Source organism: Mesorhizobium sp. 10J20-29 (assembly GCF_054130485.1).
The window spans coordinates 966,424-992,560 of the sequence record NZ_CP199156.1; the positions used below are offsets into that span (position 1 = coordinate 966,424).

General features: G+C 65.3%; 21 protein-coding genes. 10 read left to right on the plus strand and 11 right to left on the minus strand.

The window, feature by feature from the left end; translation table 11 throughout:
* Positions 1–477: 477 nt before the first annotated feature.
* A complete protein-coding gene (gene typA / locus ACT2BZ_RS04720) occupies positions 478–2,307 on the minus strand; it encodes a translational GTPase TypA (RefSeq protein WP_457939677.1) in 1,830 nt (609 codons plus the stop codon).
* Positions 2,308–3,086: 779 nt separating this feature from the next.
* Here typA and ACT2BZ_RS04725 point away from each other — a divergent pair.
* Positions 3,087–3,365, plus strand: a complete 279-nt coding sequence (locus ACT2BZ_RS04725) for a hypothetical protein (RefSeq protein WP_457939678.1) — start codon at positions 3,087–3,089, stop codon at positions 3,363–3,365.
* Positions 3,366–3,437: 72 nt separating this feature from the next.
* On the opposite strand, the gene ACT2BZ_RS04730 is transcribed toward ACT2BZ_RS04725, so the two are convergent.
* The 9 genes from ACT2BZ_RS04730 to ACT2BZ_RS04770 all read right to left on the minus strand — a co-directional run bounded on the left by ACT2BZ_RS04730 (position 3,438) and on the right by ACT2BZ_RS04770 (position 13,260).
* The gene (locus ACT2BZ_RS04730; RefSeq protein WP_457939680.1) at positions 3,438–5,003 is read right to left on the minus strand and encodes an alkaline phosphatase D family protein; all 1,566 of its coding nucleotides are present in this window, start codon (positions 5,001–5,003) and stop codon (positions 3,438–3,440) included.
* A gap of 123 nt (positions 5,004–5,126) precedes the next feature.
* A complete protein-coding gene (locus tag ACT2BZ_RS04735; RefSeq protein ID WP_457939682.1) occupies positions 5,127–5,528 on the minus strand; it encodes a hypothetical protein in 402 nt (133 codons plus the stop codon).
* Positions 5,529–5,582: 54 nt separating this feature from the next.
* Positions 5,583–7,637 (minus strand): M3 family metallopeptidase, encoded by a 2,055-nt coding sequence (locus tag ACT2BZ_RS04740; protein WP_457939684.1) that lies wholly within the window; start codon positions 7,635–7,637, stop codon positions 5,583–5,585.
* 120 nt (positions 7,638–7,757) lie between these two features.
* Positions 7,758–8,378 (minus strand): pyridoxamine 5'-phosphate oxidase family protein, encoded by a 621-nt coding sequence (locus ACT2BZ_RS04745; protein ID WP_457939686.1) that lies wholly within the window; start codon positions 8,376–8,378, stop codon positions 7,758–7,760.
* Positions 8,379–8,390: 12 nt separating this feature from the next.
* Complete coding sequence (locus ACT2BZ_RS04750) at positions 8,391–9,044, minus strand: septation protein A (protein ID WP_457939687.1); 654 nt, start codon at positions 9,042–9,044, stop codon at positions 8,391–8,393.
* A 43-nt stretch (positions 9,045–9,087) separates the two neighbouring features.
* Positions 9,088–10,833 (minus strand): signal recognition particle-docking protein FtsY, encoded by a 1,746-nt coding sequence (ftsY, locus tag ACT2BZ_RS04755; protein WP_457939689.1) that lies wholly within the window; start codon positions 10,831–10,833, stop codon positions 9,088–9,090.
* A gap of 6 nt (positions 10,834–10,839) precedes the next feature.
* Positions 10,840–12,135, minus strand: a complete 1,296-nt coding sequence (mtaB, locus tag ACT2BZ_RS04760; protein WP_457939690.1) for a tRNA (N(6)-L-threonylcarbamoyladenosine(37)-C(2))-methylthiotransferase MtaB — start codon at positions 12,133–12,135, stop codon at positions 10,840–10,842.
* The gene (gene dapF / locus ACT2BZ_RS04765) at positions 12,135–13,016 is read right to left on the minus strand and encodes a diaminopimelate epimerase (RefSeq protein WP_457939692.1); all 882 of its coding nucleotides are present in this window, start codon (positions 13,014–13,016) and stop codon (positions 12,135–12,137) included. Before dapF ends, mtaB begins: the two co-directional genes overlap by 1 nt.
* An 82-nt stretch (positions 13,017–13,098) precedes the next feature.
* Positions 13,099–13,260, minus strand: a complete 162-nt coding sequence (locus tag ACT2BZ_RS04770) for a DUF1328 domain-containing protein (RefSeq protein ID WP_457939693.1) — start codon at positions 13,258–13,260, stop codon at positions 13,099–13,101.
* 21 nt (positions 13,261–13,281) lie between these two features.
* Here ACT2BZ_RS04770 and ACT2BZ_RS04775 point away from each other — a divergent pair, with 21 nt between their 5' ends.
* The gene (locus ACT2BZ_RS04775) at positions 13,282–14,868 is read left to right on the plus strand and encodes a glycosyltransferase family 4 protein (protein WP_457939694.1); all 1,587 of its coding nucleotides are present in this window, start codon (positions 13,282–13,284) and stop codon (positions 14,866–14,868) included.
* On the opposite strand, the gene ACT2BZ_RS04780 is transcribed toward ACT2BZ_RS04775, so the two are convergent.
* Complete coding sequence (locus tag ACT2BZ_RS04780) at positions 14,865–15,923, minus strand: MBL fold metallo-hydrolase (protein ID WP_457939696.1); 1,059 nt, start codon at positions 15,921–15,923, stop codon at positions 14,865–14,867. The two genes, ACT2BZ_RS04775 and ACT2BZ_RS04780, sit on opposite strands and share 4 nt — an antisense overlap.
* Positions 15,924–16,099: 176 nt before the next feature.
* Between ACT2BZ_RS04780 and ACT2BZ_RS04785 the strand changes: the two genes are divergently transcribed.
* From ACT2BZ_RS04785 to odhB, 8 genes are all read left to right on the plus strand, one after another.
* Complete coding sequence (locus ACT2BZ_RS04785) at positions 16,100–16,537, plus strand: hypothetical protein (RefSeq protein ID WP_457939698.1); 438 nt, start codon at positions 16,100–16,102, stop codon at positions 16,535–16,537.
* Positions 16,538–16,693: 156 nt separating this feature from the next.
* Positions 16,694–17,242 (plus strand): AprI/Inh family metalloprotease inhibitor, encoded by a 549-nt coding sequence (locus ACT2BZ_RS04790; protein ID WP_457939700.1) that lies wholly within the window; start codon positions 16,694–16,696, stop codon positions 17,240–17,242.
* A gap of 33 nt (positions 17,243–17,275) precedes the next feature.
* Positions 17,276–18,451, plus strand: a complete 1,176-nt coding sequence (gene zapE, locus ACT2BZ_RS04795) for a cell division protein ZapE (RefSeq protein ID WP_457939702.1) — start codon at positions 17,276–17,278, stop codon at positions 18,449–18,451.
* A 188-nt stretch (positions 18,452–18,639) separates the two neighbouring features.
* Positions 18,640–19,608: a malate dehydrogenase gene (gene mdh / locus ACT2BZ_RS04800; RefSeq protein WP_457939704.1), complete on the plus strand. Its 969-nt coding sequence runs from the start codon at positions 18,640–18,642 to the stop codon at positions 19,606–19,608.
* Positions 19,609–19,620: 12 nt separating this feature from the next.
* Positions 19,621–20,817 carry an ADP-forming succinate--CoA ligase subunit beta gene (gene sucC, locus ACT2BZ_RS04805; RefSeq protein WP_457939706.1) on the plus strand — a complete coding sequence of 399 codons (1,197 nt, stop codon included), beginning with the start codon at positions 19,621–19,623 and terminating at the stop codon, positions 20,815–20,817.
* 4 nt (positions 20,818–20,821) lie between these two features.
* Positions 20,822–21,718, plus strand: coding sequence for a succinate--CoA ligase subunit alpha (gene sucD, locus ACT2BZ_RS04810; protein WP_457939708.1), 897 nt, complete (start codon positions 20,822–20,824; stop codon positions 21,716–21,718).
* 48 nt (positions 21,719–21,766) lie between these two features.
* Positions 21,767–24,754, plus strand: coding sequence for a 2-oxoglutarate dehydrogenase E1 component (locus tag ACT2BZ_RS04815; RefSeq protein ID WP_457941224.1), 2,988 nt, complete (start codon positions 21,767–21,769; stop codon positions 24,752–24,754).
* A gap of 33 nt (positions 24,755–24,787) precedes the next feature.
* Positions 24,788–26,092 carry a 2-oxoglutarate dehydrogenase complex dihydrolipoyllysine-residue succinyltransferase gene (gene odhB / locus ACT2BZ_RS04820; RefSeq protein ID WP_457939710.1) on the plus strand — a complete coding sequence of 435 codons (1,305 nt, stop codon included), beginning with the start codon at positions 24,788–24,790 and terminating at the stop codon, positions 26,090–26,092.
* Positions 26,093–26,137: the final 45 nt, after the last annotated feature.

Consider the following 26,137-nt stretch of genomic DNA (forward strand, 5'->3'; position numbering starts at 1 on the left):
TCTCGCGCCAAAAAATATGACGCAACGGAAGCCATTCGGGTAAGTGGAGTCAACCGCACTTTTGGGTTGACATATAAGAAAAAACTGAGAGCTGCCAATATACAATTGACGAAAAAGTCGTGGATCGGAAATATTTGATTTCAAAAGCCCGCAAGGATTTTCTGAGAAATATCCAACGACTTCAAGAATATGTTTATCTCGGGCAAATTTCGTTTATACTTGATCGTACTATTGCCGATTATTGCTCCCCGGAACTCGTCGCCATGGGCGGCAACCGAGCCGGATCGGGCGCGCATCGGTTCAATCCTGTGGGAAAGGCAGGAGTGAGCCGGTGTCGGGAGCAGCCGGAGCCGGAAGGCCTCGGCCTCCGGACCGTGAATGTGCAAAGAATAATTTCGAACGGCAACCTAGAGTAGCGCGATCTTAGTTTGCGAATCGCGCGCCCGGCCTGAACGGCCGGGCCAATGGCGTCCCGCGTCAGGCAGCGCCCGCCGTCTTGGCCGACTTCTCGAAGCGCTTGCGCTCGTTGGGGTCGAGATAGAGCTTTCTGAGACGGATGGTCTTCGGCGTCACCTCGACCAGCTCGTCGTCCTGGATCCAGGCGAGCGCGCGTTCCAGCGTCATGCGGATCGGCGGCGTCAGCTTGACGGCCTCGTCCTTGCCGGCGGCGCGCACGTTGGTCAGCTTCTTGCCCTTCAGCACGTTGACCTCGAGGTCGTTGTCTCGGCTGTGGATGCCGATGATCATGCCCTGGTAGACCTTGACGCCGGCATCGATGACCATCGGTCCGCGATCCTCGAGGTTCCACATGGCAAAGGCCACCGACTCGCCGGAATCGTTGGAGATCAGCACGCCGTTGGAGCGCTGCGCGATGTCGCCCTTGTAAGGCTCGTAGGCGTGGAACAGGCGGTTCATCACCGCCGTGCCGCGCGTGTCGGTGAGGAGTTCCGACTGGTAGCCGATGAGGCCGCGCGTCGGCGCATGGAAGACGATGCGCTGGCGGTTGCCGCCGGACGGGCGCAGTTCGACCATCTCGGCCTTGCGCTCCGACATCTTCTGCACGACGACGCCGGCATGCTCCTCGTCGACGTCGATGACCACTTCCTCGATCGGCTCGAGCAACTCGCCGTTCTCGCCCTTCTGCATGACGACGCGCGGACGCGACACGGCAAGCTCGAAGCCCTCGCGGCGCATCGTCTCGATCAGCACGGCCAGCTGCAACTCGCCGCGGCCGGAGACGAAGAACGAATCCTTCTCGGTCGATTCCTCGATCTTCAGCGCCACATTGCCTTCGGCCTCGCGCATCAGGCGGTCGCGGATGACGCGGCTGGTGACCTTGTCGCCCTCGGTGCCGGCGAGCGGCGAATCGTTGACGATGAAGGACATGGTGACCGTCGGCGGATCGATCGGCTGCGCATGCAGCGGCTCGGTGACGGCCGGGTCGCAGAACGTGTCGGCGACGGTGCCCTTCGACAGGCCGGCGATGGCGACGATGTCGCCCGCCTGGGCCTCGTCGATCGGCTGGCGCTCGAGTCCGCGGAAGGCGAGGATCTTGGAGATGCGGCCGGTCTCGACCAGCGAGCCGTCATTGGCCAGCACCTTGACCGGCTGGTTGGACTTCAGCGAGCCGGATTCGATGCGGCCGGTGATGATGCGGCCAAGGAACGGATTGGCTTCCAGCAGCGTGCCGATCATGCGGAACGGGCCGGGATGGACGGTCGGCGCCGGCACATGCTTGACGATCAGGTCGAACAGCGGCGCCAGTTCCTGGTCCTTTGGGCCTTCCGGATTTTCCGAAACCCAGCCGTCGCGGCCGGAACCGTAGAGGATCGGGAAGTCGAGCTGCTCGTCGGTGGCGTCGAGCGCTGCGAAGAGGTCGAACACCTCGTTGACGACCTCGACATGGCGCGCGTCCGGGCGGTCGATCTTGTTGATGACGACGATCGGCTTGAGGCCTACCTTCAGCGCCTTGCCGACGACGAACTTGGTCTGCGGCATAGGGCCCTCGGCGGCGTCGACCAGCACGATGGCCGAATCGACCATCGACAGGATGCGCTCCACCTCGCCGCCGAAATCGGCGTGGCCAGGCGTGTCGACGATGTTGATGCGGTAATCCTTCCAGTCGACCGAGGTCGCCTTGGCCAGGATGGTGATGCCGCGTTCCTTTTCGAGATCGTTGGAATCCATGGCGCGTTCGGCGACGCGCTGGTTCTCGCGAAACGAGCCGGCCTGCTTGAGGAGTTGGTCGACCAGCGTGGTTTTTCCATGGTCGACGTGCGCGATGATCGCGATATTGCGGAGGTTCATGATGTGGTCTCGGGGGTGTTGCGGGCGCCAGTCTCGGCGCCGCTTTCTTCAGTTGCGCGGCTCTTACAGGTTTTTTCGCAGTTGCGAAAGGGGGCGCAAAGGCGCAGCCGTTGCCACGCCCCGTTTCCGGTCTGGCCATTGATCCTTCGAACAAGTCGAAGGCAGTCGGGAAGACGGGGCGCGGGGCCGTGCCTTCCTAGAATAAATATGTGGCGCGGCATCCGCGCCCCGTCCGGCGTTCTTTGGCCTTCCCATCCCCCACGGAAAACGGACCTTCCGGCATGCACCGGTGGTTTCTACGTCGCGGCGCCAACGACATACGGGCGCCTGGTCTCCGTCGCATCTGCGCGGAGAATCTCGGGGACTCCGGGTCAACCCTCCGGCTCGGCGGCCACGTTAGCCGCATCCCCGAAGCGCCGGCTCCTCCCCGCAAATCACCGTCATGACCGGCGTTCCCGCGGGAGGAACTGCCGACAATGGTAAGGGAGGCGGGAAGGGCGTGGATAAATCCGGCGAAAAAACTGTCGCGCTTTCCAGGGAGCGTCGATCGCTGCGGGCTGGATGAAAGGGGGAAGCCGGAGCCGGCGGGTGCCGGGACAAGGCCGGGCCGCGCCCCGGGAGGCGGCGGCCAATGGGTCCCGGGTCCTCACTCGCTTCGGAAGCTCGCCCGGGAAGGCGATGGCAGCGCCCGCCGGTTACGGAAAATTAATCCCCGTGCGGCAAGGATTCGCTAACCAGCGCGGAACCATTCGTCCCGCAGGAAGTTGTCGGAAATGACCATGACCCTGACCAGAACCTTGCGCACCACTGCTGCGACTGCCGCGGTGGCGGTGCTGCTGGCCGCCGGGGCCGCTCATTCGACCGCCACCCGCTATGTCGAAAAGCCGGTTATCCTGGCCCAGACAGCCGCCGAGCAGGCGTTTCTCGATGCCGAATTCGGCGTCGACCCGATGGTGACCGGGCCGGTATCGGCCTCCTTCCGGGAAAAACAGGTCCAGGCCGATTGCGCAGCCGCTGTGTGGCCCGACGTTCCGCTGGGCTGCTACCCGAACCGCTAGGCATCCTCACACGATCAGGCGAAGCGCCCGATCCGCCCAATGCGGACCGGGCCTTGTTGTCTTCAGGTGGTCTCAGGCCGAGCGCACCGGGTCGAGCGTCACCTTGTAGAGTTCGCTGTCGCCGCGATCCATCAGCCGGACCGTCAGCTGCTCGGTCTGCCCGTCGATGTCGACGAGACCGAAGAACTGCAGGCCGGCCGAGGGCGGCAGGTTCTGTCCCTGCTCGGCGCTCGGGCCCTTTACGAATTTCAGCTCCGGTCCGAACGTCATGTCGAGTTCGTTGGGGCCGAAGGTGCCGGCATGCAGCGGGCCGGAGACGAACTCCCAGAACGGGTTGAAGTCCTGGAACTGCGCCTTGGCCGGGTCGTAGTAATGTGCCGCTGTGTAGTGGACGTCGGCGGTCAGCCAGACCGTGTTGTCGATGCCGGCGTTCTTGATGTAGCGGAGCAGGTCGGCGATCTCGAACTCGCGGCCCTTGGCCGGACCGTTGTCGGCATTGGCGATCGCCTCGAACCTGGTGTCGCCGTCACGCACGATCAGCCCGATCGGCATGTCCGCGGCGATCACCTTCCAGGTCGCCTTCGAGTTTGCGAGCTCGCGCTTCAGCCAGGCGATCTGCTGGGCGCCGAGGAAGTTCGTCGCGTCGCTCTTCTCCTCCTGGACGTTCTCGCTGTTGGCGCCGCGATAGGAACGCATGTCGAGGAAGAACACGTCGAGCAGCGGCCCGTAGGCGATCTTGCGATAGACGCGGCCGGGTTCGGCCGGCTCGTAGCTGATCGGGGTCATCTCATGGAAGGCGCGCGCCGCACGCGACGACAGCACGTGGATCGACTTTTCAGAATAGCGCTCGTCGGCCGACAGGTCCTTCGACGACGACCAGTTGTTGACCACCTCGTGGTCGTCCCACTGGAAGAAGGTCGGGCAGACGGCGTTGAGCGCCTGCACGTGGCGGTCCATCAGATTGTACTTCCACTGGCCGCGATACTCGTCGAGCGTCTCGGCAACCTTGCGCTTCTCGTCGATCAGCACGCTGTTCTTCCACTTGCTGCCGTCCGGCAGGTCGACCTCGTCCACCATCGCGCCGTCGGCATAGATGGTGTCGCCCGAATGCAGGAAGAAGTCGGGCGTGTGCCCGGCCATCGTGGCGTAGGTCTTCATGCCTTCGTCGTCGATGCCCCAGCCCTGGCCGGCCGTGTCGCCCGACCAGGCGAAGCGGATGTTGCGCCGGGAGGCGGGTGCGGTGCGGAAACGGCCGACGATCGGTTCGGAAAGCGTGTTGATGTCGGCTAGGTCGGCGGCCGTCATGCGGTAGAAAATGTCCTGATCCGACGCGAGGTCGGTAAGCAGGCGCTTCACCGTGAAATCGCTGGCCGGCGAGGTGTCGAGCGTGGCGAGCCGCGCCGCGTTGGCGAAATCCTCGGTCGAGGAGACTTCGAACATCACGCGGGCCGGCCGGTCGGTGCGCGCCCAGACCATGCCGCTGGTGGCGTCGACGTCGCCCGACTGGACGCCGTGCGTGAAGGAGGGGCGCTGGCTGGCGCGCGAATAGAAGGGCATGGCGAGGCCGGATGCGGCGACGAGGCCGGCGGCGCTGGCGGAGGTGACGAAGGCGCGACGTGTCAGGGGCAGTCTGTTCATGGCTCTCTCCTGGGATGGCTGGACTCTGCCGGAGAAGCCATCGTCCCTGGATGTTGCAGGACGATTGCAGTTCGGTGAAACTTTGCTGACCGTTGCGTGACGCCTGGACGACAGGGACGCCAGTCAGTCGGTGTCGACGTCGATATCGTGGCGTTCAACCACGGCGGGCTGGATGAGCCGGGCGTGGAAGGCGAGCAGCACGATGCCCGCGTCGAGGCTTTCGGATCGCTCCAGCGCCTGGTCTACGCGCCCGGCCGCGTGGTCGAGCGCTTCGGGGCCGTTGGCCCGACCGAAGGCCTCGCCGCCGAGCGCGCAATAGGCGAGCAGCGCGGCGGCCGGCGCATAGGCGCCCTCCGGCGGCTCGTCGCCGAAATGATCCTTCAACAGGTTGACCAGTGCCAGCTTGACGCCTTCGGGCACCACGGACGGGTGGAGGTCGGCGGCGCGCAGCGCGAAATCGAGGTGGCGCAGATCCTCCGAACGGCCGAAGCGGCCGAGGAACCCGAACGAGCTGCGCCGCGCCATCAGCGCAGGTCCTGGGCGGAAATGGCGGTCACCGGTCCGCGCCCCGCCTGCCCGTCACACCAGGCCGCGCTTGGCCATCATGGCGTCGGGCGTCGGCATCTTGCCGCGGAAGGCGGTGTAGAGCTCTTCCGGGTCGGCCGAGCCGCCGGCCGCGTAGATGTGGTTGCGCAGCTTCGTCGCCAGTTCGACGTCGAACGGGTCGCCGGCCTCCTCGAAGGCCGAGAAGGCGTCGGCGTCGAGCACTTCCGACCACAGGTAGGAATAGTAGCCGGCCGAATAGCCGTCGCCCGAGAAGACGTGCCCGAAATGCGGCGTGCGGTGGCGCATGGCGATGGCGTCCGGCATGGCGAGCCTGGCCAGCGTCTCGGCCTCGAAGGCGATCGGGTCGGCCGGCGCATCGGCCTGCGCATGATAGGCCATGTCGACCAGCGCCGAGGCGGTGAACTCGACCGTCCGGAATCCGGCGTCGAAGGTGCTGGCGGCCAGCATCTTGTCGAGCAGGGCCTTGGGCATCGGCGCGCCGGTCTTGTAGTGCAGCGCGTGCTTCTCCAGCACCTGCGGCACCGTCAGCCAGTGCTCGTAGAGCTGCGAGGGCAGTTCGACGAAGTCGCGCGACACCGAGGTGCCGGCCTGCGAGGGCCAGTAGACGTCGGTCAGCATGCCGTGCAGCGCGTGGCCGAATTCGTGGAACAGCGTGCGCGCCTCGTCGAGCGACAGCAGCGCCGGCTGGCCCTTGGGCGGCTTGGCGAAGTTCATCACGTTGTAGATGATCGGGCGCGAGCCGCGGCCGAGCCTGTAGCCCGACTGCAGACCGCTCATCCAGGCGCCGGAGCGCTTCGACGGGCGGGCGAAATAGTCGGCGAGGAAGACGCCGCGCATCGAGCCGTTGGCGTTGCGCACCTCGAAGGTGCGCACGTCCGGGTGCCAGGCGGGAATGCCCTCGCGCTCGACGAAGGTGACGCCGAACAGCCGCGTCGCGACGTCGAAGCAGGCCTCGATGATGCGCTCGAGCTGCAGGTAGGGTTTCAGCTCCGCCTCGTCGAAGGCGAATTTCTCCGCGCGCAGCCGCTCCTGGTAGAAGCGCCAGTCCCAGCCGGCGATCTTCTCGTTGCTGCCGGCCGCGGCCGCCAGGCGCTGCAGGTCGGCCTCGTCGAGGGCGGCCTTGTCGCGCGCCTTTTCCCAGACCGGTTCGAGCAGGCCGAACACGGCCTCGGGCGACTTCGCCATCGTGTCGTCGAGCTTCAGCGCCGCATAGCTGGCGTAGCCGAGCAGCTTCGCCTTTTCGGAGCGCAGCGACAGCATCCTGGTCACAACCGGGCCGTTGTCATGCGCGCCGCCGCCCTCGCCGCGGCCGATGAAGGCGCGGAACGCCTTCTCGCGCAGGTCGCGCCGTTCCGAGAAGGTCGTGAAGGGTTCGTAGATGGAGCGCGACAGCGTCACCGCGTAGCTGCCGGACCGGCCGCGCGATTCGGCGGCCTCTGCCATGGCGTCCTTCAGGAAATCGGGCAGGCCGGCGAGATCGCTCTCCTCGAGAAACAGCGCCCAGTCCTTTTCGTCGGCCAGCATGTTCTGGCCGAACTGCGTGCCGAGCGAGGACAGTTCCTCGTTGATCGACGACAGCCTGGCCTTGCCGGCGGCATCCAGCCTGGCGCCCGACTTGACGAAACCCTTCCACGACTTCTCGATGAGCCGCAGCGTCTCGGCATCGAGGTCGAGTTCGGCGCGGCGGCTGTAGAGGTCGTCGATGCGGGCAAACAGCGCCTCGTTCATCGAGATCGCCGAGAAATGGCGCGACATCTTGGGCGAGATCTCGCGCTCCATCGCCTGGATCTGCTCGTTGGTGTTGGCGCCGGCGCGGCCCCAGAAGATCGCCGAGACGCGGTGCAGCGGCTCGCCGCAGAGCTCCAGCGCCTCGATGGTGTTTTCCATCGTTGCCGGCGCCGGATTGTTGGCGATGGCCTCGATTTCCGTCAGGTGCGCCTTGAGCGCGGCGTCGAACACCGGCCCGAAGTCGCCGTCATCGATGCGGGTGAAGTCAGGCAGGCCAAGCGGGCCGCTCCAGTGCGTGAGCGGGTGGCTCTCAAGGTCGATATCTTGCGTCTCGGTCATCTTGCATTCCTTGTCGGCGACTTGGCACGCACCGATGTAGGCGCGCGGCCGAAGTGTCGCAACCGGGTTAGGGGCAGCATTGCGGCAAATGCGGAAAAGCCTGTTGGGCCAGCCCCGTCGCTACCACATCGTCTGCTTGTAGGCCTCGGCCAGCCAACGGTCGGTGTCGTCCGCCGATTCGGCGAGCGCCAGCTGGTCGTGCAGGATGGCGCCAAGCGTCGGCATGGCCTGCCGGTCGGGCCAGCTTTCCGGCTGCCAGAGCCTTGAGCGCATGAAGGCCTTGGCGCAGTGCATGTAGGCCGACCTGACGGTTACCACCACGACGCTGAGCGGCAGCTTGCCGTCGACGGCGAGCTGCTCGCGCAGCACCTGGTCGGTGGTGATCCTCGCTTCGCCGTTGACCCGCAGCGTCTCGTTCATGCCGGGGATGAGAAACAGCAGGCCGACCGCCGGGTTGACGACGATGTTTTCCAGCGTGTCGAGCCGGTTGTTGCCGGGTCGGTCGGGGATGGCGATCGTCGTGTCGTCGAGCACCGAGGCGAAGCCCGGCCGGTCGCCCTTTGGCGTCACGTCGGCATTGCCGGCGCCGTCGGACGAGCCGATCAGCACGAAGGGGCTCCTGCCGATGAAGGAGCGGCAATGGCCGTCGAGCGCCGGCAGCTCCTTGCGGATCGAGGCCGCGGTCGGCTCCGGCGTCTTGTAGACGGCCCTGAGTGCCTCGTGCGATGCGATGAATTCCATGGTTTCCCTCCCCTAGCCCTGGTCTTCCGGCTTCTCGTCCAGCGAATGGCGCATGATCAGCGGCATCTGGCTGAAGGTGAAGACAAGCGTGATCGGCATGATGCCCCAGACCTTGAAGGCGACCCATGTATCGGTCGAGAAGGAGCGCCAGACGACCTCGTTGACCACCGCCAGGAACAGGAAGAACAGGCCCCAGCGCAGCGTCAGCTTGCGCCAGCCCTCGGCGTCGAGGCTGAAGGCCGAATCGAAGACGTAACCGAGCAGCGACTTGCCGAACCACAGACCGCCAAGCAGCACGCCACCGAACAGCGTGTTGATGATGGTCGGCTTCATCTTGATGAAGATGTCGTCCTGCAGATAGAGCGTCAGCCCGCCGAACACGAAGACGACGACGCCCGAGACCAGCGGCATGATCGGCAAGGTACGGGTGAGCAGCCACGAGACAATAAGAGCGGTCGCCACGGCGACCATGAACAGGCCGGTGGCAACGAAGATCGGTCCACCCATCTCGGCCAGCGCCGGGAACTTCTCGGTCAACCACGCGCCGCGCGCATTGCCGAAGAAGAAGACCATCAGCGGCCCGAGTTCCAGCGCCAGCTTGAGCAGCGGGTTGATTTCCTTGCGCTTCGGGTCGGATGGGTCGCGTTCGAGGATGGGCGGGTTCATGATGTCTTTCCAGTCAAGTGGCGTTTCGGCGCAATGAGAACGGCTAGGACGTTCCCGCGATCGCCTTGGCGAAATCGCTCGCCGAAAAGGGTTCCAGATCGTCGACCTGCTCGCCGACGCCGATGAAATAGACCGGCAGTTTATGCTTGGCCGCGATTGCGACCAAAATGCCGCCGCGCGCCGTGCCGTCGAGCTTGGTCATCACCAGCCCGTTGACGCCGGCGACATTGCGGAAGATCTCGACCTGGTTGAGCGCGTTCTGCCCGGTCGTGGCGTCGACCGTCTGCAGCACGGTGTGCGGCGCTTCCGGATCGTGCTTGCCGAGCACGCGGACGATCTTCGACAGCTCGTCCATCAGTTCCGCGCGGTTCTGCAACCGTCCGGCGGTATCGATGATGAGCACGTCCGAGCCGGCTTCCTTGGCTTTCTCGAAGGCATCCCATGCAAGCCCCGCCGCGTCCGCGCCGAGCTTTGAGGCCACCACCGGCGAATTGGTCCGCTCGCCCCAGATCTTCAGCTGTTCGATCGCCGCGGCGCGGAACGTGTCGCCGGCCGCCAGCATCACCGACAGGCCGCCATCCGACAGCTTGGCCGCCAGCTTGCCGATCGTCGTGGTCTTGCCGGTGCCGTTGACGCCGACCACCAGGATGACATGCGGCTTGTGCGACAGGTCGAGCTCGAGCGGCAGCGCGACCGGGGTCAGCACCTTCTCGATCTCGGTCGCCATGATGGCGCGCACGTCGGCGTCGGAAACATCCTTGCCGTAGCGGCTGGCCGACAGCGCGTCGGTGACGCGGATCGCCGTCTCCATGCCGAGGTCGGCGCGGATCAGCACGTCTTCGAGATCCTGCAGCGTATCCTCGTCGAGCTTTCGCTTGGTGAAGACGCCGGCGATGTTGCCGGACAGCTCCTTCGACGAGCGCGCGAGGCCCTGGCGAAGGCGCTGGAACCAGGTGGTCCTCGTTGCCTCCGGCTCGGGCTCGACAGTCTCGGCCTTCGCCTCGACCTTCTTGGTGACCGTGACCTTGCCGGCGACCGGTGCAGGCTCCGGCGCGGGCCCCGTTGTGGTTTCGGGGGGCGCGGTGGTGGTCGGTACGGGAGCCGGCGTTGTCGTTTGGGCAGGCTCTGGCGCCGCTACCGGCGCGGGCGTCGTCGTCGCAACCGGAGCCGGCGTCGTGGTCGGAGCTGGAGTCGGCGCCGGTTCCGGAGCGGGTGTCGTCGTCGGGACAGGCGCTGGCGTCGTTACCGGCGCAGGCGTTGTCGTTGGGGCAGGCGCTGGCGTCGTTACCGGCGCAGGTGTCGTCGTGGGAACCGGGGCCGGAGTCGTGGTGGGTGCCGGCGTCGGTGCCGGAGCGGGTGTTGTCGTCGGGACAGGCGCCGGCGTCGTTACCGGCGCGGGCGTCGTCGTCGCAACCGGTTCCTCGATTGGCTCTGGTTCTGGTTCTGGCTCTGGCTCTGGCTCTGGCTCTGGCTCTGGCTCTGGCTCTGGCTCTGGCTCTGGAATGGGCTCGACCGGAACCGGCTCGGGCACAAGCTCGATCGGAGCGGATTCGGGCCTTTGCTCGGGGGCCGGTTCCGCTGGCGCGGCCGGTTCGGGCGAGCCGGCCTCGTCTTCCGGCTTGAGTTCTTCACGCTTCAGGAATTCGGGAACAGCCTGTTCCGGGGCCGGACTTGCCGTCTCCGGCGCGGCCTGCTCGGCGGCCGGCGGCAGCGTCTCTTCGGAAACCGGCTCTTCGACGACTTCCTTCTTGCCGAAGGAGAAGATCTTCTTGATGAATCCGAATGCCATGCGGTCTCAGGCGGCCCGAGGAGAAGAAATCGACCGGGCGGGCTCGGCAATCAGCCGCTCGCCGTCATGGCCGGTGATGGTGGCTGCGACGATCTCGCCCGGCTTGCCGGTGTCGAGCCTGGTCAGGGTAAAGCCTTCGGTACGCCCCAGCCCCTCGCGCTCGACGAGCACCTGCTGCGCCGTGCCGGCAAGCGAATCCAGATGCCGCCTGTAGGCAGCCTCGCCGGCGGACCGCAATCTCTGCGCGCGTTCCTTGACGATCTCGCGCTTCACCTGCGGCATGCGCGCGGCGGGCGTTCCCTCGCGCGGCGAGAAGGGGAAGACGTGCAGGTGGGTCAGCCCGCATTCCGCAACGATGCGCTCCGAACTGGCGAACATCTCGTCGGTTTCGGTCGGAAACCCGGCGATGATGTCGGCACCGAAGACCATGTCGGGCCGCAGCTTCCTGACGTCCTCGCAGAAGCGGATCGAATCGTCGCGCAGATGCCGCCGCTTCATGCGCTTCAGGATCATGTCGTCGCCCGACTGGAGCGACAGATGAAGATGCGGCATGAGCCGCTTCTCGGTCGCGATGGCGTCGAGCAGGTCCTCGTCCGCCTCGATGGAATCGATGGAGGAAAGCCTGAGCCGCGCCACTTCGGGCACCTGCCTGAGGATCGTCTTGACCAGCTTGCCGAGCCTCGGCTGGCCGGGCAGGTCGGCGCCGAAGCTGGTCATGTCGACCCCCGTCAGCACGACTTCGGCATAGCCGTTTTCGGCCAGTCGCCGGACCTGCTCGACCACCGCGCCCATCGGCACGGAGCGCGAATTTCCGCGGCCGTAGGGGATGATGCAGAAAGTGCAACGATGGTCGCAGCCGTTCTGGACCTGCACGAAGGCGCGTGCCCTGCCCTCGATGGCGTCGACCATGTGCGAGGCGGTTTCGCGCACCGAGAAGATGTCGTTGACGCGGGCCTTCTCGAAATCGTTGACGCCGAAGTCCGGCAGCGCCCGGTAGTTGTGCGCCTTCAGCTTTTCCTCGTTGCCGAGCACGAGATCGACCTCGTCCATGGAAGCAAAGGATGTCGGATCGGTCTGCGCCGCGCAGCCGGTGACGATGATGCGGGCCTGCGGGTTTTCGCGCCGCGCCTTGCGGATCGACTGCCTGGCCTGGCGCACCGCCTCCTGCGTTACCGCGCAGGTGTTGAAGATCACCGCGCCGTTTTCGAGCTCGCCGAGACCGGCCGTCTCGGCCTCGCGCCGCATCACCTCGGACTCATAGGTGTTGAGCCGGCAGCCGAAGGTGACGACGTCGACCGCCATCAGGCCGCACCCTGCTCTTCGCGCGCCCAGGCGCCGGTCTTTGGGTCGAAGGTGCCCGAAAATTCCCACTCGGCCGGACCGGTCATCAGGACGTGGTCGTCATCGCGCCATTCGATCCGCAGCGGGCCGCCGGGAACGGTGACCGTCACCGTGCGATCGGTGCGGTTGGTGCGTGCGGCACTGACCGCAACGGCGCAGGCGGCCGAGCCGCAGGCGCGCGTCAGTCCGGCGCCGCGCTCCCATGTGCGGATGGTCACGGCATCGCGCGCGGTGACCTGGGCGATCGAGATGTTGGCGCGTTGGGGGAAGATCGGATGGTTTTCGAGCAGGGGGCCGACGCGCTCTAGCTCGTAGGACCAGACGTCATTGTCGACCCAGAAGATGGCATGCGGGTTGCCCATGCTGGCGACAGAGGGCGAATGCAGGATCGGCGCGTCGATCGGGCCGACCTGCAACTCGATCATGCGGGTGTCGCGAAATTCCTCGGCAAGCGGGATGTCCTGCCAGCCGAAGCGCGGCACGCCCATGTCCACCGAGATCAGCCCGTCGGCGTGCTCCTCGGCATTGAGGATGCCGGCGACGGTCTCGAAGGTGAACAGCTTCTGCCCGGTTTCCGCGGCGAGCGCCTGCACCACGCAACGCATGCCGTTGCCGCAGGCCTGCGCGAAAGTGCCGTCGGAATTCAGGATCTCGACATAGTTTACGGTACCGGCCGTGCGGGGGTCGTGGATCGCCATGATCTGGTCGAAGCGGGTCGCCGGGTCGGCGTTAAGCGCAACCGCAGCCGCCGGGCTGACGCGATCGGCACGACCGCGCATGTCCGCAACGATGATGTCGTTGCCGAGCCCGTTCATCTTGGCGAAGGCGGCTGCACTGGCCATGGTCTTTGCGAAAACTCTTTTCTGTTCGGCGCTATATGGCCGAAAGACCTGCAAATTACCAGTGCAGCCGCCCCCTCGGCAGTTACGTCAGGGCAAAGACGCCCAGCACGAGAAGCAGGAACAGGATCAGCGCGATGCCGATCAGAATGCGGGCACCGGTTGCGGCGGCGCCGGCCAGTGCGGGCATGCCGAGCAGGCTTGCCGCGGCAGCGACGATAAGGAGGATGAGAATCCACTTGATCATTGAAAATACTCCCTCGGAATAATGCGTATGGGGTTCCAACGCAAAGCGCGAGCATGCGTTCCGGACGTTTGCCGCTCACGGAAACCTCAACCAATGTCGCGACAAGCCGCCGGAATTATTGTAGGGGCAGGCGCAAGCGGCCGGGCTGGATTCCGGCGGCCTAAGCCATCCATGGGAAACGGGGGCGGTTCGGTGTCTGGAACCGAGGAGAATTTGGGGCTTTTCGTCGACGCCACGGACCTCGTCTCCGTTGCGGCATTTCCGTTGACCGGCATCTCGCGGGTGCAGAGCTTTCTGGTACGGCAAGCATGTCTCGACGACGACCCCCTGGTCGGAGCGGTTGTCTTCGACGAAGCGAAGGGCATCTTCCGCCGCATGAACCCGGATGAGGAAGAACGGCTGAATTCCACCGACTTTCGCTTTCCCGGCAGCACGGACGGAACGCTGGAGAAGTACCGCAAGGCCTTCGCGCTCGCAAAGAAGGCGCCGAACCTGCGCAAGGATTTCGACCGGCTCGCCGCCGCCGCGATCACCGGAAAGGGGCCCGCCAGCCTGCGGTTTCGCATCTCGAAGATCGTTGTGCGTTCCTACCGGTTGTTCTGGAAGCTGCTGTCGTCCCTGCAAGCCGGAGACAAGGGGGCTGCCGACCCTCGGCCCGTCCGCGGTACCGTTCTGTTTTCCGACCCTGCTGGCCTTGGCAGGTCTTTCCATGCAGCCATGCAGGCCACCTCCCGACGAGCTTTCATCTGCCATGACCTGATTCCGTTCCTGCAACCGGAACATGTCGGCACGCAAAGCTACGCAGCCGAGTTCGCCGGCAAGTTCAGCCATCTGGTGGCGACGGGCTCCCACGCCCTGTGTGTCTCGCGCCACACGCTGGACTGCTTCTCTAGGGCGTTCCCTGCCGTCGGCGGGGAGGCGCAGCGCGCGGACGTGCTCCCGATGCCGTCGATTCTCTACGATCAGGCCGACTCGTTGGGACTGACATCCCGGCTGCCGGCCCGCGAACCATTTGTCCTCTATTGCTCGACGGTCGAAATCCGCAAGAATCACATACTCCTCGCCCGCATCTGGAAGCGCGCGCTCGACGACGGCGTCAGGCTTCCCAAGCTCGTATGTGTCGGCAAGCGGGGCTGGCTGATCGCAGAACTTCAGGCCTACATGGCGGCCAATCCGCAGCTTGCCGGGCATGTCGATTTCGTCGGGCAGGTCAGCGACCTCGAACTTATCGAACTCTATCGCAGCGCATTGTTCGGCGTCATTCCATCATACGATGAAGGCTGGGGGCTCGGCGCATCCGAATGCCTCGACTTCGGCACGCCGGTAATCGTTTCGACGGCGCCGGCCCTGCAAGAGGCAGTCCGGGGGCTGATGCCAGCAATCGATCCTGATGACGAGGTGGCCTGGTACGCCGCAATCCGGCGGATGTCCGAGGACACGGCCTATCGGGAATCGCTGGCAAGCCTGATCGAGAAGGCGTACCGGCCGGTTCACCCGAAGGAGAGCTGGGCGGCGATCAAGGCAATCCTGCAGCCGGACGCGATTGCCACGGTCGCGCCGCAGCAGGCCGGGATGCTTACCCCGCAGGACCTGCATGCGGGCGGCTAGCTGCCCGCCGCCGGCCTGTCATTGACTTCGCCGGCAATCGCGAGCGGCTCCGCCGGCACGTCCCAGACTTCGCCGGGCAGCATCGGCCGGAAGTTCTCGCGCGGCAGCCCCTTTGCCTCGAGCGCCGCGAGCAGCCGCTCGCGCGGCTCGTCGATCGGCTCGTTGGTGAGCTGGAACGTGCCCCAGTGGCAGCCGGCCGCGAAGGCGGACTTGCTGAGCAGCATTCCCTCCACGGCCTCTTCCGGGTTCTGGTGTTGCGCTTCCATGAACCAGCGCGGCTCATAGGCGCCGATCGGCAGCACCGAGAGGCGGAAGGAGCCGTGCATCCGGGCGAGATCGCTGTAGTGCCGGCCACCGTGGAAGCCGGTATCGCCCGCGACCAGCACCTTGCCGGACGGCGCCTCGATGACGAAACCGCTCCACAGGGCCATGCGGCGGTCGCGCGTGCCGCGCGCCGACCAGTGATGCGCCGGCGTGACATGGACGGTGAGGCCGTCGCCGACCGGCACGCTGTCGCCCCAGTCATGCGCCGAGACCCTGGCGCCGGGTGCGGCGGCGGCGATGATCGCGTCGTTGCCGAGCGGCGTGACGAAGCGCGGATCGTGTGCGGCCTTGAGACGCGCCAGCGTTGCGCGGTCCATGTGGTCGTAGTGGTTGTGGCTGACCAGAACGAGGTCGATGGGCGGAAGATCCGCGAAGGCGACGCCCGGCTCATTCACCCTTCCCGGCCCCGCGAAGGAAAAGGGCGAGACCCGCTTTGACCAGACCGGATCGACAAGGATGTTGAGGCCATGAAGCTGAAGCAGCATCGAGGCATGGCCGATCATGGTGACGCGCAGCGTCTTTCCCTCGACCCGTTCGACCGGCCTGGCGGGCGCGTGCGGGCTCGGCCACGAGGACGGCCATTTCGACCGCCCGCCGCCGAACTGCCAGCGCAGCAGATCGGTGAATCCGCGCGGCGCCTCGCCGCCGGGATTGAAGAAGATGCCGTCGCGAAAGTGATCGCTGGACGGGCCCTCATAGTAGCGATTGGCCGAACTCCCGCGCCTTGTCATGCGGCGCGCCTGCAACCTGCTCTTGTCACTGTCGGCAATCCTTTTCGCCTGGCACCCTGCTTTGTCATTTGAAGATAGGCCTGCCCCCGTCTGGCGCAAGCGTTTGCCGCCATGCGTGCCTTTGCCGCCGCCGAAGTGCTGGCTAGGCTGCGGACCAAAGGAGCGGCCCGATGGTGATGAAGCGGACAAAGACACCCTGGATGGCAGCCGACGATTTCGGCCGCTCGCTGCCGCGTGGCCTCGGCGTCAACCTGCTCGTCACCGAGATCGCCCCGATGGAGGCTTTCTGCCGTGACGTGCTCGGCGCCACCGTGGTCTATGCCGACGAGGATTTCGCGGCGGTGACGCTTTTCGGTTCAGTCTTCATGCTGCATGCGGACCATTCCTACTCCGACAATCCGATGAGCGGGATCATTCGCGATGTCGAGTTGCGCGGCACCGGCATCGAACTGCGTCTCTACGGCGTCGATCCGGATGCGGCCGAAGCCCGCGCGGCAGAGCACGGCCACCATGTTCTCTCCGGCTCGATCGACAAGCCGCACGGCCTGCGCGAATGCCACCTCGTCGGCCCGGGCGGCTATGTTTTCGTGCCGAGCAAGGTGATCGGCCCCTGAGCCGGCGCGTCGACAAATCTCATTTTCGCAATATTTTCGACGCAAACCGTATTTTAACCATATCAGGATGAAATTTGGCCACCTTCACCAGCATCATGGTGAGAGGGACACGAATTGATCGGACGCCGCCAGCCAGTGGCGCCGACGGAGGTTGGAATGGCTTATTCGAAGACCGGTCTTGTGGCCGTTTCGCTGCTGGCGTTGCTTGCCGCGGGCTGCTCAAGCACGCGCTTCTCGTCGATGAACACGCGCCCAGAGCCGCTGCAGGCCGCGCCGAGCGGCCAGGTCGCGACGAGCGCGCTGCCGCCTCCGGTCACGCCGGCGCCCAGCGCCCCGGCCGATCCGACCGCCTTCCCCGAAGCGCCCGGCGCCTCGAGCGAGGTCGCGTCGATCAACCCCGGCGCCGATCCGGCTGCGACCGCACCCGACATCACCACCGCCAGCGTTGCCGGTGTGTGGAACGCCTCGGTCTCCGGCCAGAGCTGTCGCGTCGCGACGCCGCAGACCAAGTTCGGCCAGGGCTATCGTGCCGGTCCGCTGCGCTGCCCGGCACCCGTCGATGGCGTGAAGTCCTGGAATGTCGCCGGCAAGCAGCTGTCGCTCTACGACGAGAGCGGCTCGGTGGTCGCGCGGCTCTATTCGTCCGGGCCTGAAAAATTCGATGGACAGACATCGACCGGCTTGCCTATCTCGCTTTCCAGATAGGCAGCCCGCCCCAACCAGCCCGCCAGATTACCGATGCACCTGCGTGACGGCATCCAGACCCACACGACCGTCGCACAGCGCTACGCGCATCTCGTCGAAACCGGCGAGATTCGCGAGGATGCGCTGCAATTGCCGCTGGTCGCCGCGCTCGACGAGCTGAACGACGAGATCCGCGCCAAGCGGCTGGCCCGCAAGTCGAGCGCGCTGGGCTGGCTGTTCGCCAAGAACCGGCGCTCGCTCGAGCCGGTCAAGGGCCTCTATGTCCATGGCGGCGTCGGCATCGGCAAGACCATGCTGATGGACCTGTTTTTCGAGACCGTGCCGGTGCGCCGCAAGCGGCGCGCGCATTTCCATGCCTTCATGGCCGAGGTGCACGACCGCATCCAGAAACACCGGCTCGACCGCAAGAACGGCGACACCAAGGAAGACGATCCGATCCCGCCGGTCGCCCGCGCGCTCGCCGACGAGGCCTGGGTGCTCTGCTTCGACGAGTTTTCCGTGACCGACATCGCCGACGCCATGATCCTGTCGCGGCTGTTTTCCGCGCTGTTTGCCAATGGCGTGGTGCTGGTGGCGACCTCCAACGTGGCGCCGGACGACCTCTATCGCGACGGGCTGAACCGGGCGCTGTTCGAGCCCTTCATCGGCATATTGAAGCGCAACGCCAGGGTGCTGGGCCTCGGCGACGTGCAGGACTACAGGCAGGCGAAGCTCGCCGGCATGCCCATCTACATGACGCCGCTGTCGCCTGCGACGGACGCGGCCATGGACGATGCCTGGGAGGCCGTGATCGACGGCGTGCCGGCGCGGCCGGACAATATCGCCGTCAAGGGGCGCAAGGTGCCGGTGCCACAGGCGGCGGGCAGTGCCGCGCGCTTCGACTTCGCCGACCTTTGCGAAAGGCCGCTCGGCGCGCGCGACTACCTGGCGATCGCGGCGCGCTACTCGACCGTTTTCGTCGACCATGTCCCGGTGCTGGCCGAAGGCCGCCGCAACGAGGCGAAGCGCTTCATCCTGCTCATCGACACGCTCTACGACAGCCACACGCGGCTATTCATCAGCGCCGAGGCGCCGCCGGACGATCTCTATGCGGGCAAGCGCGGGACCGAGGGTTTCGAGTTCTCCCGCACCGCCTCCCGGCTCATCGAAATGCAGGGCAAGGACTGGCTGGAAGACTGGTCCGCGCGAAAGAGCGGCCAAAATATTTGACGTTTACGTAAGCCCCAATTGATCTAACCGATTGAAAACATTCGGCTCGAAATAATCGTTTGAAAAACTAATACCATAGCGCTATTGCCAAGGCCCAATTCTGGCCTCATGCCCGCATCCTCTCTGGCCTTAAAACTCCTTTCGGGCCCTGTCATTGCCCGGTCACAGATAAAGGGAAAATTCCGCACATGGCACGCAACAAGATTGCCCTCATCGGTTCCGGCATGATCGGCGGCACGCTCGCCCATCTCATCGGCCTCAAGGAGCTCGGCGACGTCGTCATGTTCGACATCGCCGAAGGCATGCCCCAGGGCAAGGCGCTCGACATCGCACAGGCGATGCCCGTCGAAGGCCAGGACGGCCGCTTCCAGGGCGTCAACGATTATTCCGGCATCGAGGGCGCCGACGTCTGCATCGTCACCGCCGGCGTGCCGCGCAAGCCCGGCATGAGCCGCGACGACCTGATCGGCGTCAACCTCAAGGTCATGGAGCAGGTCGGCGCCGGCATCAAGAAATACGCCCCCAACGCCTTCGTCATCTGCATCACCAACCCGCTCGACGCGATGGTCTGGGCGCTGCAGAAGTTCTCCGGCCTGCCCAAGACACATGTCGTCGGCATGGCCGGGATTCTCGACTCGGCGCGCTTCCGCCATTTCCTCGCCGACGAGTTCAAGGTCTCGGTCGAGGACGTCACCGCCTTCGTGCTCGGCGGCCATGGCGACACCATGGTGCCGCTGCCGCGCTACTCGACTGTTGCCGGCATTCCGCTGCCCGACCTGATCAAGATGGGCTGGACCACCAAGGAGAAGCTCGACCAGATCGTCCAGCGCACCCGCGACGGCGGCGCCGAGATCGTCGGCCTCCTGAAGACCGGTTCGGCCTTCTACGCGCCGGCCTCCTCCGGCATCCAGATGGCCGAGGCCTACCTCAAGGACAAGAAGCGCGTGCTGCCCTGCGCGGCGCACCTGTCGGGCCAGTACGGCGTCAAGAACCTCTATGTCGGCGTGCCGACGGTGATCGGCGCCGGCGGCGTCGAGCGCGTCATCGAGATCGACCTCAACAAGGCCGAGCAGAAGATGTTCGACAAGTCGGTCCAGTCGGTCCAGACGCTGTGCGAAGCCTGCGTCAACATCGCGCCGAACCTGGCCAAGAAATAAGGTCCCCGCTCCATGAACATTCATGAGTATCAGGGCAAGGCCCTGCTGAAGTCGTTCGGCGCACCGGTCGCCGAAGGCGTTCCCGTCTTCAAGGCCGGCGAGGCCGAGGCTGCAGCCAAGAAGCTGCCCGGACCGCTCTACGTGGTGAAGAGCCAGATCCATGCCGGCGGCCGCGGCAAGGGCAAGTTCAAGGAACTAGGGCCTGACGCCAAGGGCGGCGTCAGGCTCGCCAAGTCCGTCGAAGAGGTCGTTGCCAACACCAACGAGATGCTCGGCAACACGCTGGTCACCAAGCAGACCGGCCCGGCCGGCAAGCAGGTCAACCGCCTCTACATCGAGGACGGCGCCGACATCGACCGCGAACTCTATCTCTCGCTGCTGGTCGACCGCACGGTCGGCCGCGTCGCCTTCGTCGTTTCGACCGAGGGCGGCATGGACATCGAGGCGGTGGCGCATGACACGCCGGAAAAGATCATCACCGTTGCGATCGACCCGGAGAAGGGCGTGACGGCAGCCGACCTGAAGGCGCTGAACGAAGCGCTGAAGCTCGACGGCGATGCGGCGAAGGACGGCGAGACGCTGTTCCCGATCCTCTACAAGGCCTTCACCGAGAAGGACATGAGCCTGCTTGAGGTCAATCCGCTGATCGTCATGACGGACGGGCACCTGCGCGTGCTCGACGCAAAGGTGTCGTTCGACAACAATGCGCTGTTCCGTCACCCCGACGTGGTCGAGCTGCGCGACACCACCGAGGAGGACGCCAAGGAGATCGAGGCGTCGAAATACGACCTCGCCTATGTGGCGCTCGACGGCAATATCGGCTGCATGGTCAACGGCGCCGGGCTCGCCATGGCGACGATGGACATCATCAAGCTCTATGGTGCCGAGCCCGCCAACTTCCTCGACGTCGGCGGCGGCGCCTCGAAGGAAAAGGTCACGGCGGCCTTCAAGATCATCACCGCCGATCCGGCGGTCGAGGGCATCCTGATCAACATCTTCGGCGGCATCATGAAATGCGACGTGATCGCCGAGGGCGTGATCGCGGCCGTCAAGGAAGTCGGGCTGAAGGTGCCGCTGGTGGTTCGCCTCGAGGGCACCAACGCCGAACTCGGCAAGAAGATCATCAACGAGAGCGGGCTGAACGTCGTTTCGGCCGACGACCTCGACGATGCGGCGAAGAAGATCGTCGCCGCGGTGAAGGGTAAGTAACGACATGTCCATTCTCGTCGACAAGAACACGAAAATCCTGGTGCAGGGCCTGACCGGCAACACCGGTTCATTCCACACCGAGCAGGCGCTGGCCTATCACGGCACGCAGATGGTCGGCGGCATCCACCCGAAGAAGGGCGGCACCAAGTGGGACGGCTCGGTTCCGCTGCCGATCTTCGCGAGCGTTGCCGAGGGCAAGGAAGCGACCGGCGCCAATGCCTCGGTCGTCTACGTGCCGCCAGCAGGCGCCGCAGCTGCCATCATCGAGGCGATCGACGCGGAAATCCCGCTGATCGTCTGCATCACCGAGGGCATTCCGGTGATGGACATGATCAAGGTTAAGGCGAGGCTCGACCGCTCGACCTCGCGGCTGATCGGGCCGAACTGCCCGGGCGTCGTGACGCCCGACCAGTGCAAGATCGGCATCATGCCCGGTAACATTTTCCGGAAGGGCTCGGTGGGCGTTGTCTCCCGCTCGGGAACACTTACCTATGAGGCAGTGTTTCAGACCACCAATGAAGGCCTCGGCCAGTCGACGGCCGTCGGCATCGGCGGCGATCCGGTGAAGGGTACCGAGTTCATCGACATGCTGGAAATGTTCCTGGCCGACGACGAGACCAAGTCGATCATCATGATCGGCGAGATCGGCGGTTCGGCCGAGGAAGACGCTGCCCAGTTCATCATCGACGAGGCCAAGCGCGGCCGCCGCAAGCCGATGGCAGGCTTCATCGCCGGACGCACGGCACCTGCCGGACGCACCATGGGCCATGCAGGCGCCGTGATTTCGGGCGGCAAGGGCGGCGCGGAAGACAAGATCGCCGCGATGGAAGCGGCAGGCATCAAGGTATCGCCTTCCCCGGCCAGGCTCGGCACGACGCTGGTTGAGGCGATCAAGGGTTAACCGGTCAGACCGGAACAAGGAGACGGAGGCCAAACCTCCGGAAACATGATGGCGCGACAAGATCAGGCCAACGACCAGTTCTCCCTCACCTCGTTCCTTTATGGCGGCAATGCCGACTATATCGAACAGCTGCACGCCGCCTGGCAGGACGACCCGCAGGCGGTCGATCCCGAATGGCAGGACTTCTTCGCCGCGCTGAAGGACGACGCCGGCGACGTCAAGAAGAACGCCAAGGGCGCCTCCTGGTCGCGGCCGAGCTGGCCGCTGCAGGCCAATGGCGAACTGGTTTCTGCCCTCGACGGCAACTGGGGCCTGGTCGAGAAGGTCATCGAGAAGAAGGTGCGCGACAAGGCCGCCGCCAGCGGTGCGACGGCCTCCGAATCCGACGTGCTGCAGGCGACGCGCGATTCCGTACGCGCCGTGATGATGATCCGCGCCTTCCGCATGCGCGGCCATCTGCATGCCGAACTCGATCCGCTGGGCATCGCCAAGCCGCTCGAGGACTACAACGAACTGTCGGCCGAGGCCTATGGCTTCACCGAGGCGGACTACGACCGTCCGATCTTCATCGACTTCATGCTCGGGCTCGAATACGCGACGATCCGAGAGATGCTCGACATCCTCAAGCGGACCTACTGCTCGACGCTCGGCGTCGAGTTCATGCATATTTCGGACCCCGCCGAGAAGGGCTGGATCCAGGAGCGCATCGAAGGCCAGGACAAGGGCATCTTCTTCACCGCCGAGGGCAAGAAGGCGATCCTGTCGAAGCTGATCGAGGCCGAGGGCTTCGAGCAGTTCATCGACGTCAAGTACAAGGGCACAAAGCGATTCGGCCTCGACGGCGCGGAATCGCTGATCCCGGCGCTCGAGCAGATCATCAAGCGCGGCGGCTCGCTCGGCATGCAGGACATCGTGCTCGGCATGGCCCACCGCGGCCGCCTCAACGTGCTTTCCCAGGTGATGGGCAAGCCGCACCGCGCGATCTTCCACGAGTTCAAGGGCGGCTCCTTCGCACCGGACGACGTCGAAGGCTCGGGCGACGTCAAGTACCATCTCGGCGCCTCGTCGGACCGCGAGTTCGACGGCAACAAGGTTCACCTGTCGCTGACGGCCAATCCGTCGCATCTCGAGATCGTCGATCCCGTCGTGATGGGCAAGGCACGCGCCAAGCAGGACCAGCTCTACGGCCGCACCCGCGAGGAAATCGTGCCGCTGGAGGAACGCTCCAAGGTGCTGCCGCTGCTGCTGCACGGCGATGCCGCCTTTGCCGGCCAGGGCGTGATTTCGGAGATTCTCGGCCTGTCGGGACTGCGCGGCCACCGCGTGGCCGGCACGCTGCATTTCATCATCAACAACCAGATCGGCTTCACCACCAATCCGCGCTTCTCGCGCTCGTCGCCCTACCCGTCCGACGTCGCCAAGATGATCGAGGCGCCGATCTTCCACGTCAACGGCGACGACCCGGAGGCCGTGGTGCACGCGGCCAAGGTGGCGATCGAGTTCCGCATGAAGTTCCACAAGCCGGTGGTCGTGGACATGTTCTGCTACCGCCGCTTCGGCCACAATGAAGGCGACGAACCGGCCTTCACGCAGCCGATCATGTACCGCAAGATCCGCACCCACAACACGACGGCGCAGATTTACGGCGAACGGCTCATCGCCGAGGGCCACGTCACGCGCGAGGAGCTCGACAAGATGCGCGCCGACTGGCGCGAGCACCTGGAGAAGGAATGGGATGTCGGCCAGGCCTACAAGCCGAACAAGGCCGACTGGCTGGACGGCGCCTGGTCGGGCCTCAAGAAGGCCGACGACCAGGACGAACTCCGGCGCGGCAAGACCGCCGTTCCGCTGAAGACGCTGAAGGAGATCGGCAGGAAGCTGACCGAGGTGCCGAAGGATTTCGAGGTTCACAAGACCATCGGCCGCTTCCTCGACACGCGGCGCGGGATGATCGAATCCGGCGAGGGCATCGACTGGTCGACGGCCGAGTCGCTCGCCTTCGGCTCGATCCTGCTCGACGGCAACCCGGTTCGTCTTTCGGGCCAGGATTCCGAGCGCGGCACCTTCTCGCAGCGCCATTCGGTGCTCTATGACCAGAAGGACGAAACCCGCTACATCCCGCTCAACAATCTCGGCCCGACCCAGTCGGGCTACGAAGTGATCAACTCCATGCTGTCGGAAGAGGCCGTGCTCGGCTTCGAATACGGTTTCTCGCTGGCCCAGCCCGCGGCGCTGACGCTGTGGGAAGCGCAGTTCGGCGACTTCGCCAACGGCGCGCAGGTGGTGTTCGACCAGTTCATCTCCTCGGGCGAGCGCAAGTGGCTGCGCATGTCGGGCCTCGTCTGCCTGCTGCCGCATGGCTATGAGGGCCAGGGACCGGAGCATTCGTCCGCAAGGCTGGAGCGCTTCCTGCAGCTCTGCGCGGAAGACAACATGCAGGTCGTCTACCCGACGACCCCGTCGAACTATTTCCACGTGCTGCGGCGCCAGCTGAAGCGCGACTTCCGCAAGCCGCTGATCCTGATGACGCCGAAGTCGCTGCTGCGCCACAAGCGCGCCGTATCGACGCTGGCCGAGATGTCGGGCGAAAGCTCGTTCCACCGCCTGCTGTGGGACGATGCCCAGCTGCTCGATGACCAGAAGATCAAGCTGGTCAAGGATTCCAAAATCCGCCGCGTCGTGCTCTGCACCGGCAAGGTCTACTACGACCTCTACGAGGAGCGCGAGAAGCGCGGCATCAACGACGTCTACCTGCTGCGCGTCGAACAGCTCTACCCGTTCCCGGCCAAGGCGCTGATCACCGAGCTTTCGCGGTTCCGCAACGCCGAGATGGTGTGGTGCCAGGAAGAGCCCAAGAACATGGGCGCATGGTCCTTCATCGATCCCTACCTCGAATGGGTGCTCGCCCACATCGACGCCAAGCACCAGCGCGTCCGCTACACCGGACGTCCGGCGGCGGCATCGCCGGCAACCGGCCTGATGTCGAAGCACCTGGCACAGCTCGCGGCCTTCCTCGAAGACGCGCTGGGCGAGTAGTAACAAAGAGACAGCAACGGACAGGTACAGCACATGGCCACCGAAATCCGCGTCCCCACACTCGGCGAATCCGTCACCGAGGCCACCATCGGCAAATGGTTCAAGAAGGTCGGCGACGCCATCGCCATCGACGAACCGCTGGTCGAGCTTGAAACCGACAAGGTGACGATCGAAGTCCCGGCAGCAGCAGCCGGCACCCTGTCGGAGATAACTGCCAAGGACGGCGAGACCGTCGGCGTCGGCGCCCTTCTGGGCCAGATCGCCGAGGGCGGCGGAGCGGCCAAGGCCGCGCCGAAGCAGGAAGCCAAGGAAGCGCCGGCCAAGGCCGAATCCGTTGCGCAGGCGGCCGGCGAGTCCGGCGGCAGCACCGGCCGCGAAGCCGAGGAAAAGAGCGCCAAGGTTGCCGGCGGCCAGGAAGTGACCGAGCGCAGCATGCCGCCCGCCCCTTCGGCCGCCAAGCTTGCCGCCGAAAGCAATGTGGCGGTCGACCAGGTTTCGGGTTCGGGCAAGCGCGGCCAGGTGCTGAAGGGCGACGTTCTCGACGCCATCGCCAGGGGCGCGCCGTCGCAGCCTGCCGAGACGCCGAAGTCGGCCGAGGCGCCGGCAAGGCCGCGCCCGGATTCGACGCCGGACGACGCATCGCGCGAAGAGCGCGTTCGCATGACCAAGCTGCGCCAGACGATCGCGCGCCGGCTGAAGGAAGCGCAGTCCACGGCTGCCATGCTGACCACCTTCAACGAGGTCGACATGAGCGCGGTGATGGCGCTGCGCACCAAGTACAAGGACGTCTTCGAGAAGAAGCACGGCGTGAAGCTCGGCTTCATGGGCTTCTTCACCAAGGCGGTGACGCACGCGCTGAAGGAGATTCCCTCCGTCAACGCCGAGATCGACGGCACCGACATCATCTTCAAGGACTATGCCCATATCGGCGTCGCCGTGGGCACCGAGAAGGGCCTCGTCGTTCCCGTGGTGCGTAATGCAGACGCCATGTCTATCGCCGAGATCGAGAAGGAAATCGGCAAGCTCGGCCTCGCCGCGCGCGACGGCAAGCTTTCGGTCGCCGACATGCAGGGCGGCACCTTCACCATCTCCAACGGCGGCGTTTATGGCTCGCTGATGTCGACGCCGATCCTCAACGCGCCGCAGTCGGGCATCCTGGGCATGCACAAGATCCAGGAACGGCCGGTGGTCGTCGGCGGCCAGATCGTGATCCGGCCGATGATGTATCTGGCGCTTTCCTACGATCACCGCATCGTCGACGGCAAGGAAGCCGTGACCTTCCTCGTGCGCGTCAAGGAAAGCCTCGAAGATCCGGAGCGCCTGGTTCTCGATTTGTAGGCTATGATGCGGCAGGCGGGCGATGGGCCCGCCGCCAAACCCTGG

Bases quoted from the DNA above. Each gene is read 5' to 3' on its own strand.
- typA (WP_457939677.1), bottom strand. From the start codon at position 2,307: ATGAACCTCCGCAATATCGCGATCATCGCGCACGTCGACCATGGAAAA.
- ACT2BZ_RS04725 (WP_457939678.1), top strand. From the start codon at position 3,087: ATGACCCTGACCAGAACCTTGCGCACCACTGCTGCGACTGCCGCGGTG.
- ACT2BZ_RS04730 (WP_457939680.1), bottom strand. From the start codon at position 5,003: ATGAACAGACTGCCCCTGACACGTCGCGCCTTCGTCACCTCCGCCAGC.
- ACT2BZ_RS04735 (WP_457939682.1), bottom strand. From the start codon at position 5,528: ATGGCGCGGCGCAGCTCGTTCGGGTTCCTCGGCCGCTTCGGCCGTTCG.
- ACT2BZ_RS04740 (WP_457939684.1), bottom strand. From the start codon at position 7,637: ATGACCGAGACGCAAGATATCGACCTTGAGAGCCACCCGCTCACGCAC.
- ACT2BZ_RS04745 (WP_457939686.1), bottom strand. From the start codon at position 8,378: ATGGAATTCATCGCATCGCACGAGGCACTCAGGGCCGTCTACAAGACG.
- ACT2BZ_RS04750 (WP_457939687.1), bottom strand. From the start codon at position 9,044: ATGAACCCGCCCATCCTCGAACGCGACCCATCCGACCCGAAGCGCAAG.
- ftsY (WP_457939689.1), bottom strand. From the start codon at position 10,833: ATGGCATTCGGATTCATCAAGAAGATCTTCTCCTTCGGCAAGAAGGAA.
- mtaB (WP_457939690.1), bottom strand. From the start codon at position 12,135: ATGGCGGTCGACGTCGTCACCTTCGGCTGCCGGCTCAACACCTATGAG.
- dapF (WP_457939692.1), bottom strand. From the start codon at position 13,016: ATGGCCAGTGCAGCCGCCTTCGCCAAGATGAACGGGCTCGGCAACGAC.
- ACT2BZ_RS04770 (WP_457939693.1), bottom strand. From the start codon at position 13,260: ATGATCAAGTGGATTCTCATCCTCCTTATCGTCGCTGCCGCGGCAAGC.
- ACT2BZ_RS04775 (WP_457939694.1), top strand. From the start codon at position 13,282: ATGCGTATGGGGTTCCAACGCAAAGCGCGAGCATGCGTTCCGGACGTT.
- ACT2BZ_RS04780 (WP_457939696.1), bottom strand. From the start codon at position 15,923: ATGACAAGGCGCGGGAGTTCGGCCAATCGCTACTATGAGGGCCCGTCC.
- ACT2BZ_RS04785 (WP_457939698.1), top strand. From the start codon at position 16,100: ATGAAGCGGACAAAGACACCCTGGATGGCAGCCGACGATTTCGGCCGC.
- ACT2BZ_RS04790 (WP_457939700.1), top strand. From the start codon at position 16,694: ATGGCTTATTCGAAGACCGGTCTTGTGGCCGTTTCGCTGCTGGCGTTG.
- zapE (WP_457939702.1), top strand. From the start codon at position 17,276: ATGCACCTGCGTGACGGCATCCAGACCCACACGACCGTCGCACAGCGC.
- mdh (WP_457939704.1), top strand. From the start codon at position 18,640: ATGGCACGCAACAAGATTGCCCTCATCGGTTCCGGCATGATCGGCGGC.
- sucC (WP_457939706.1), top strand. From the start codon at position 19,621: ATGAACATTCATGAGTATCAGGGCAAGGCCCTGCTGAAGTCGTTCGGC.
- sucD (WP_457939708.1), top strand. From the start codon at position 20,822: ATGTCCATTCTCGTCGACAAGAACACGAAAATCCTGGTGCAGGGCCTG.
- ACT2BZ_RS04815 (WP_457941224.1), top strand. From the start codon at position 21,767: ATGGCGCGACAAGATCAGGCCAACGACCAGTTCTCCCTCACCTCGTTC.
- odhB (WP_457939710.1), top strand. From the start codon at position 24,788: ATGGCCACCGAAATCCGCGTCCCCACACTCGGCGAATCCGTCACCGAG.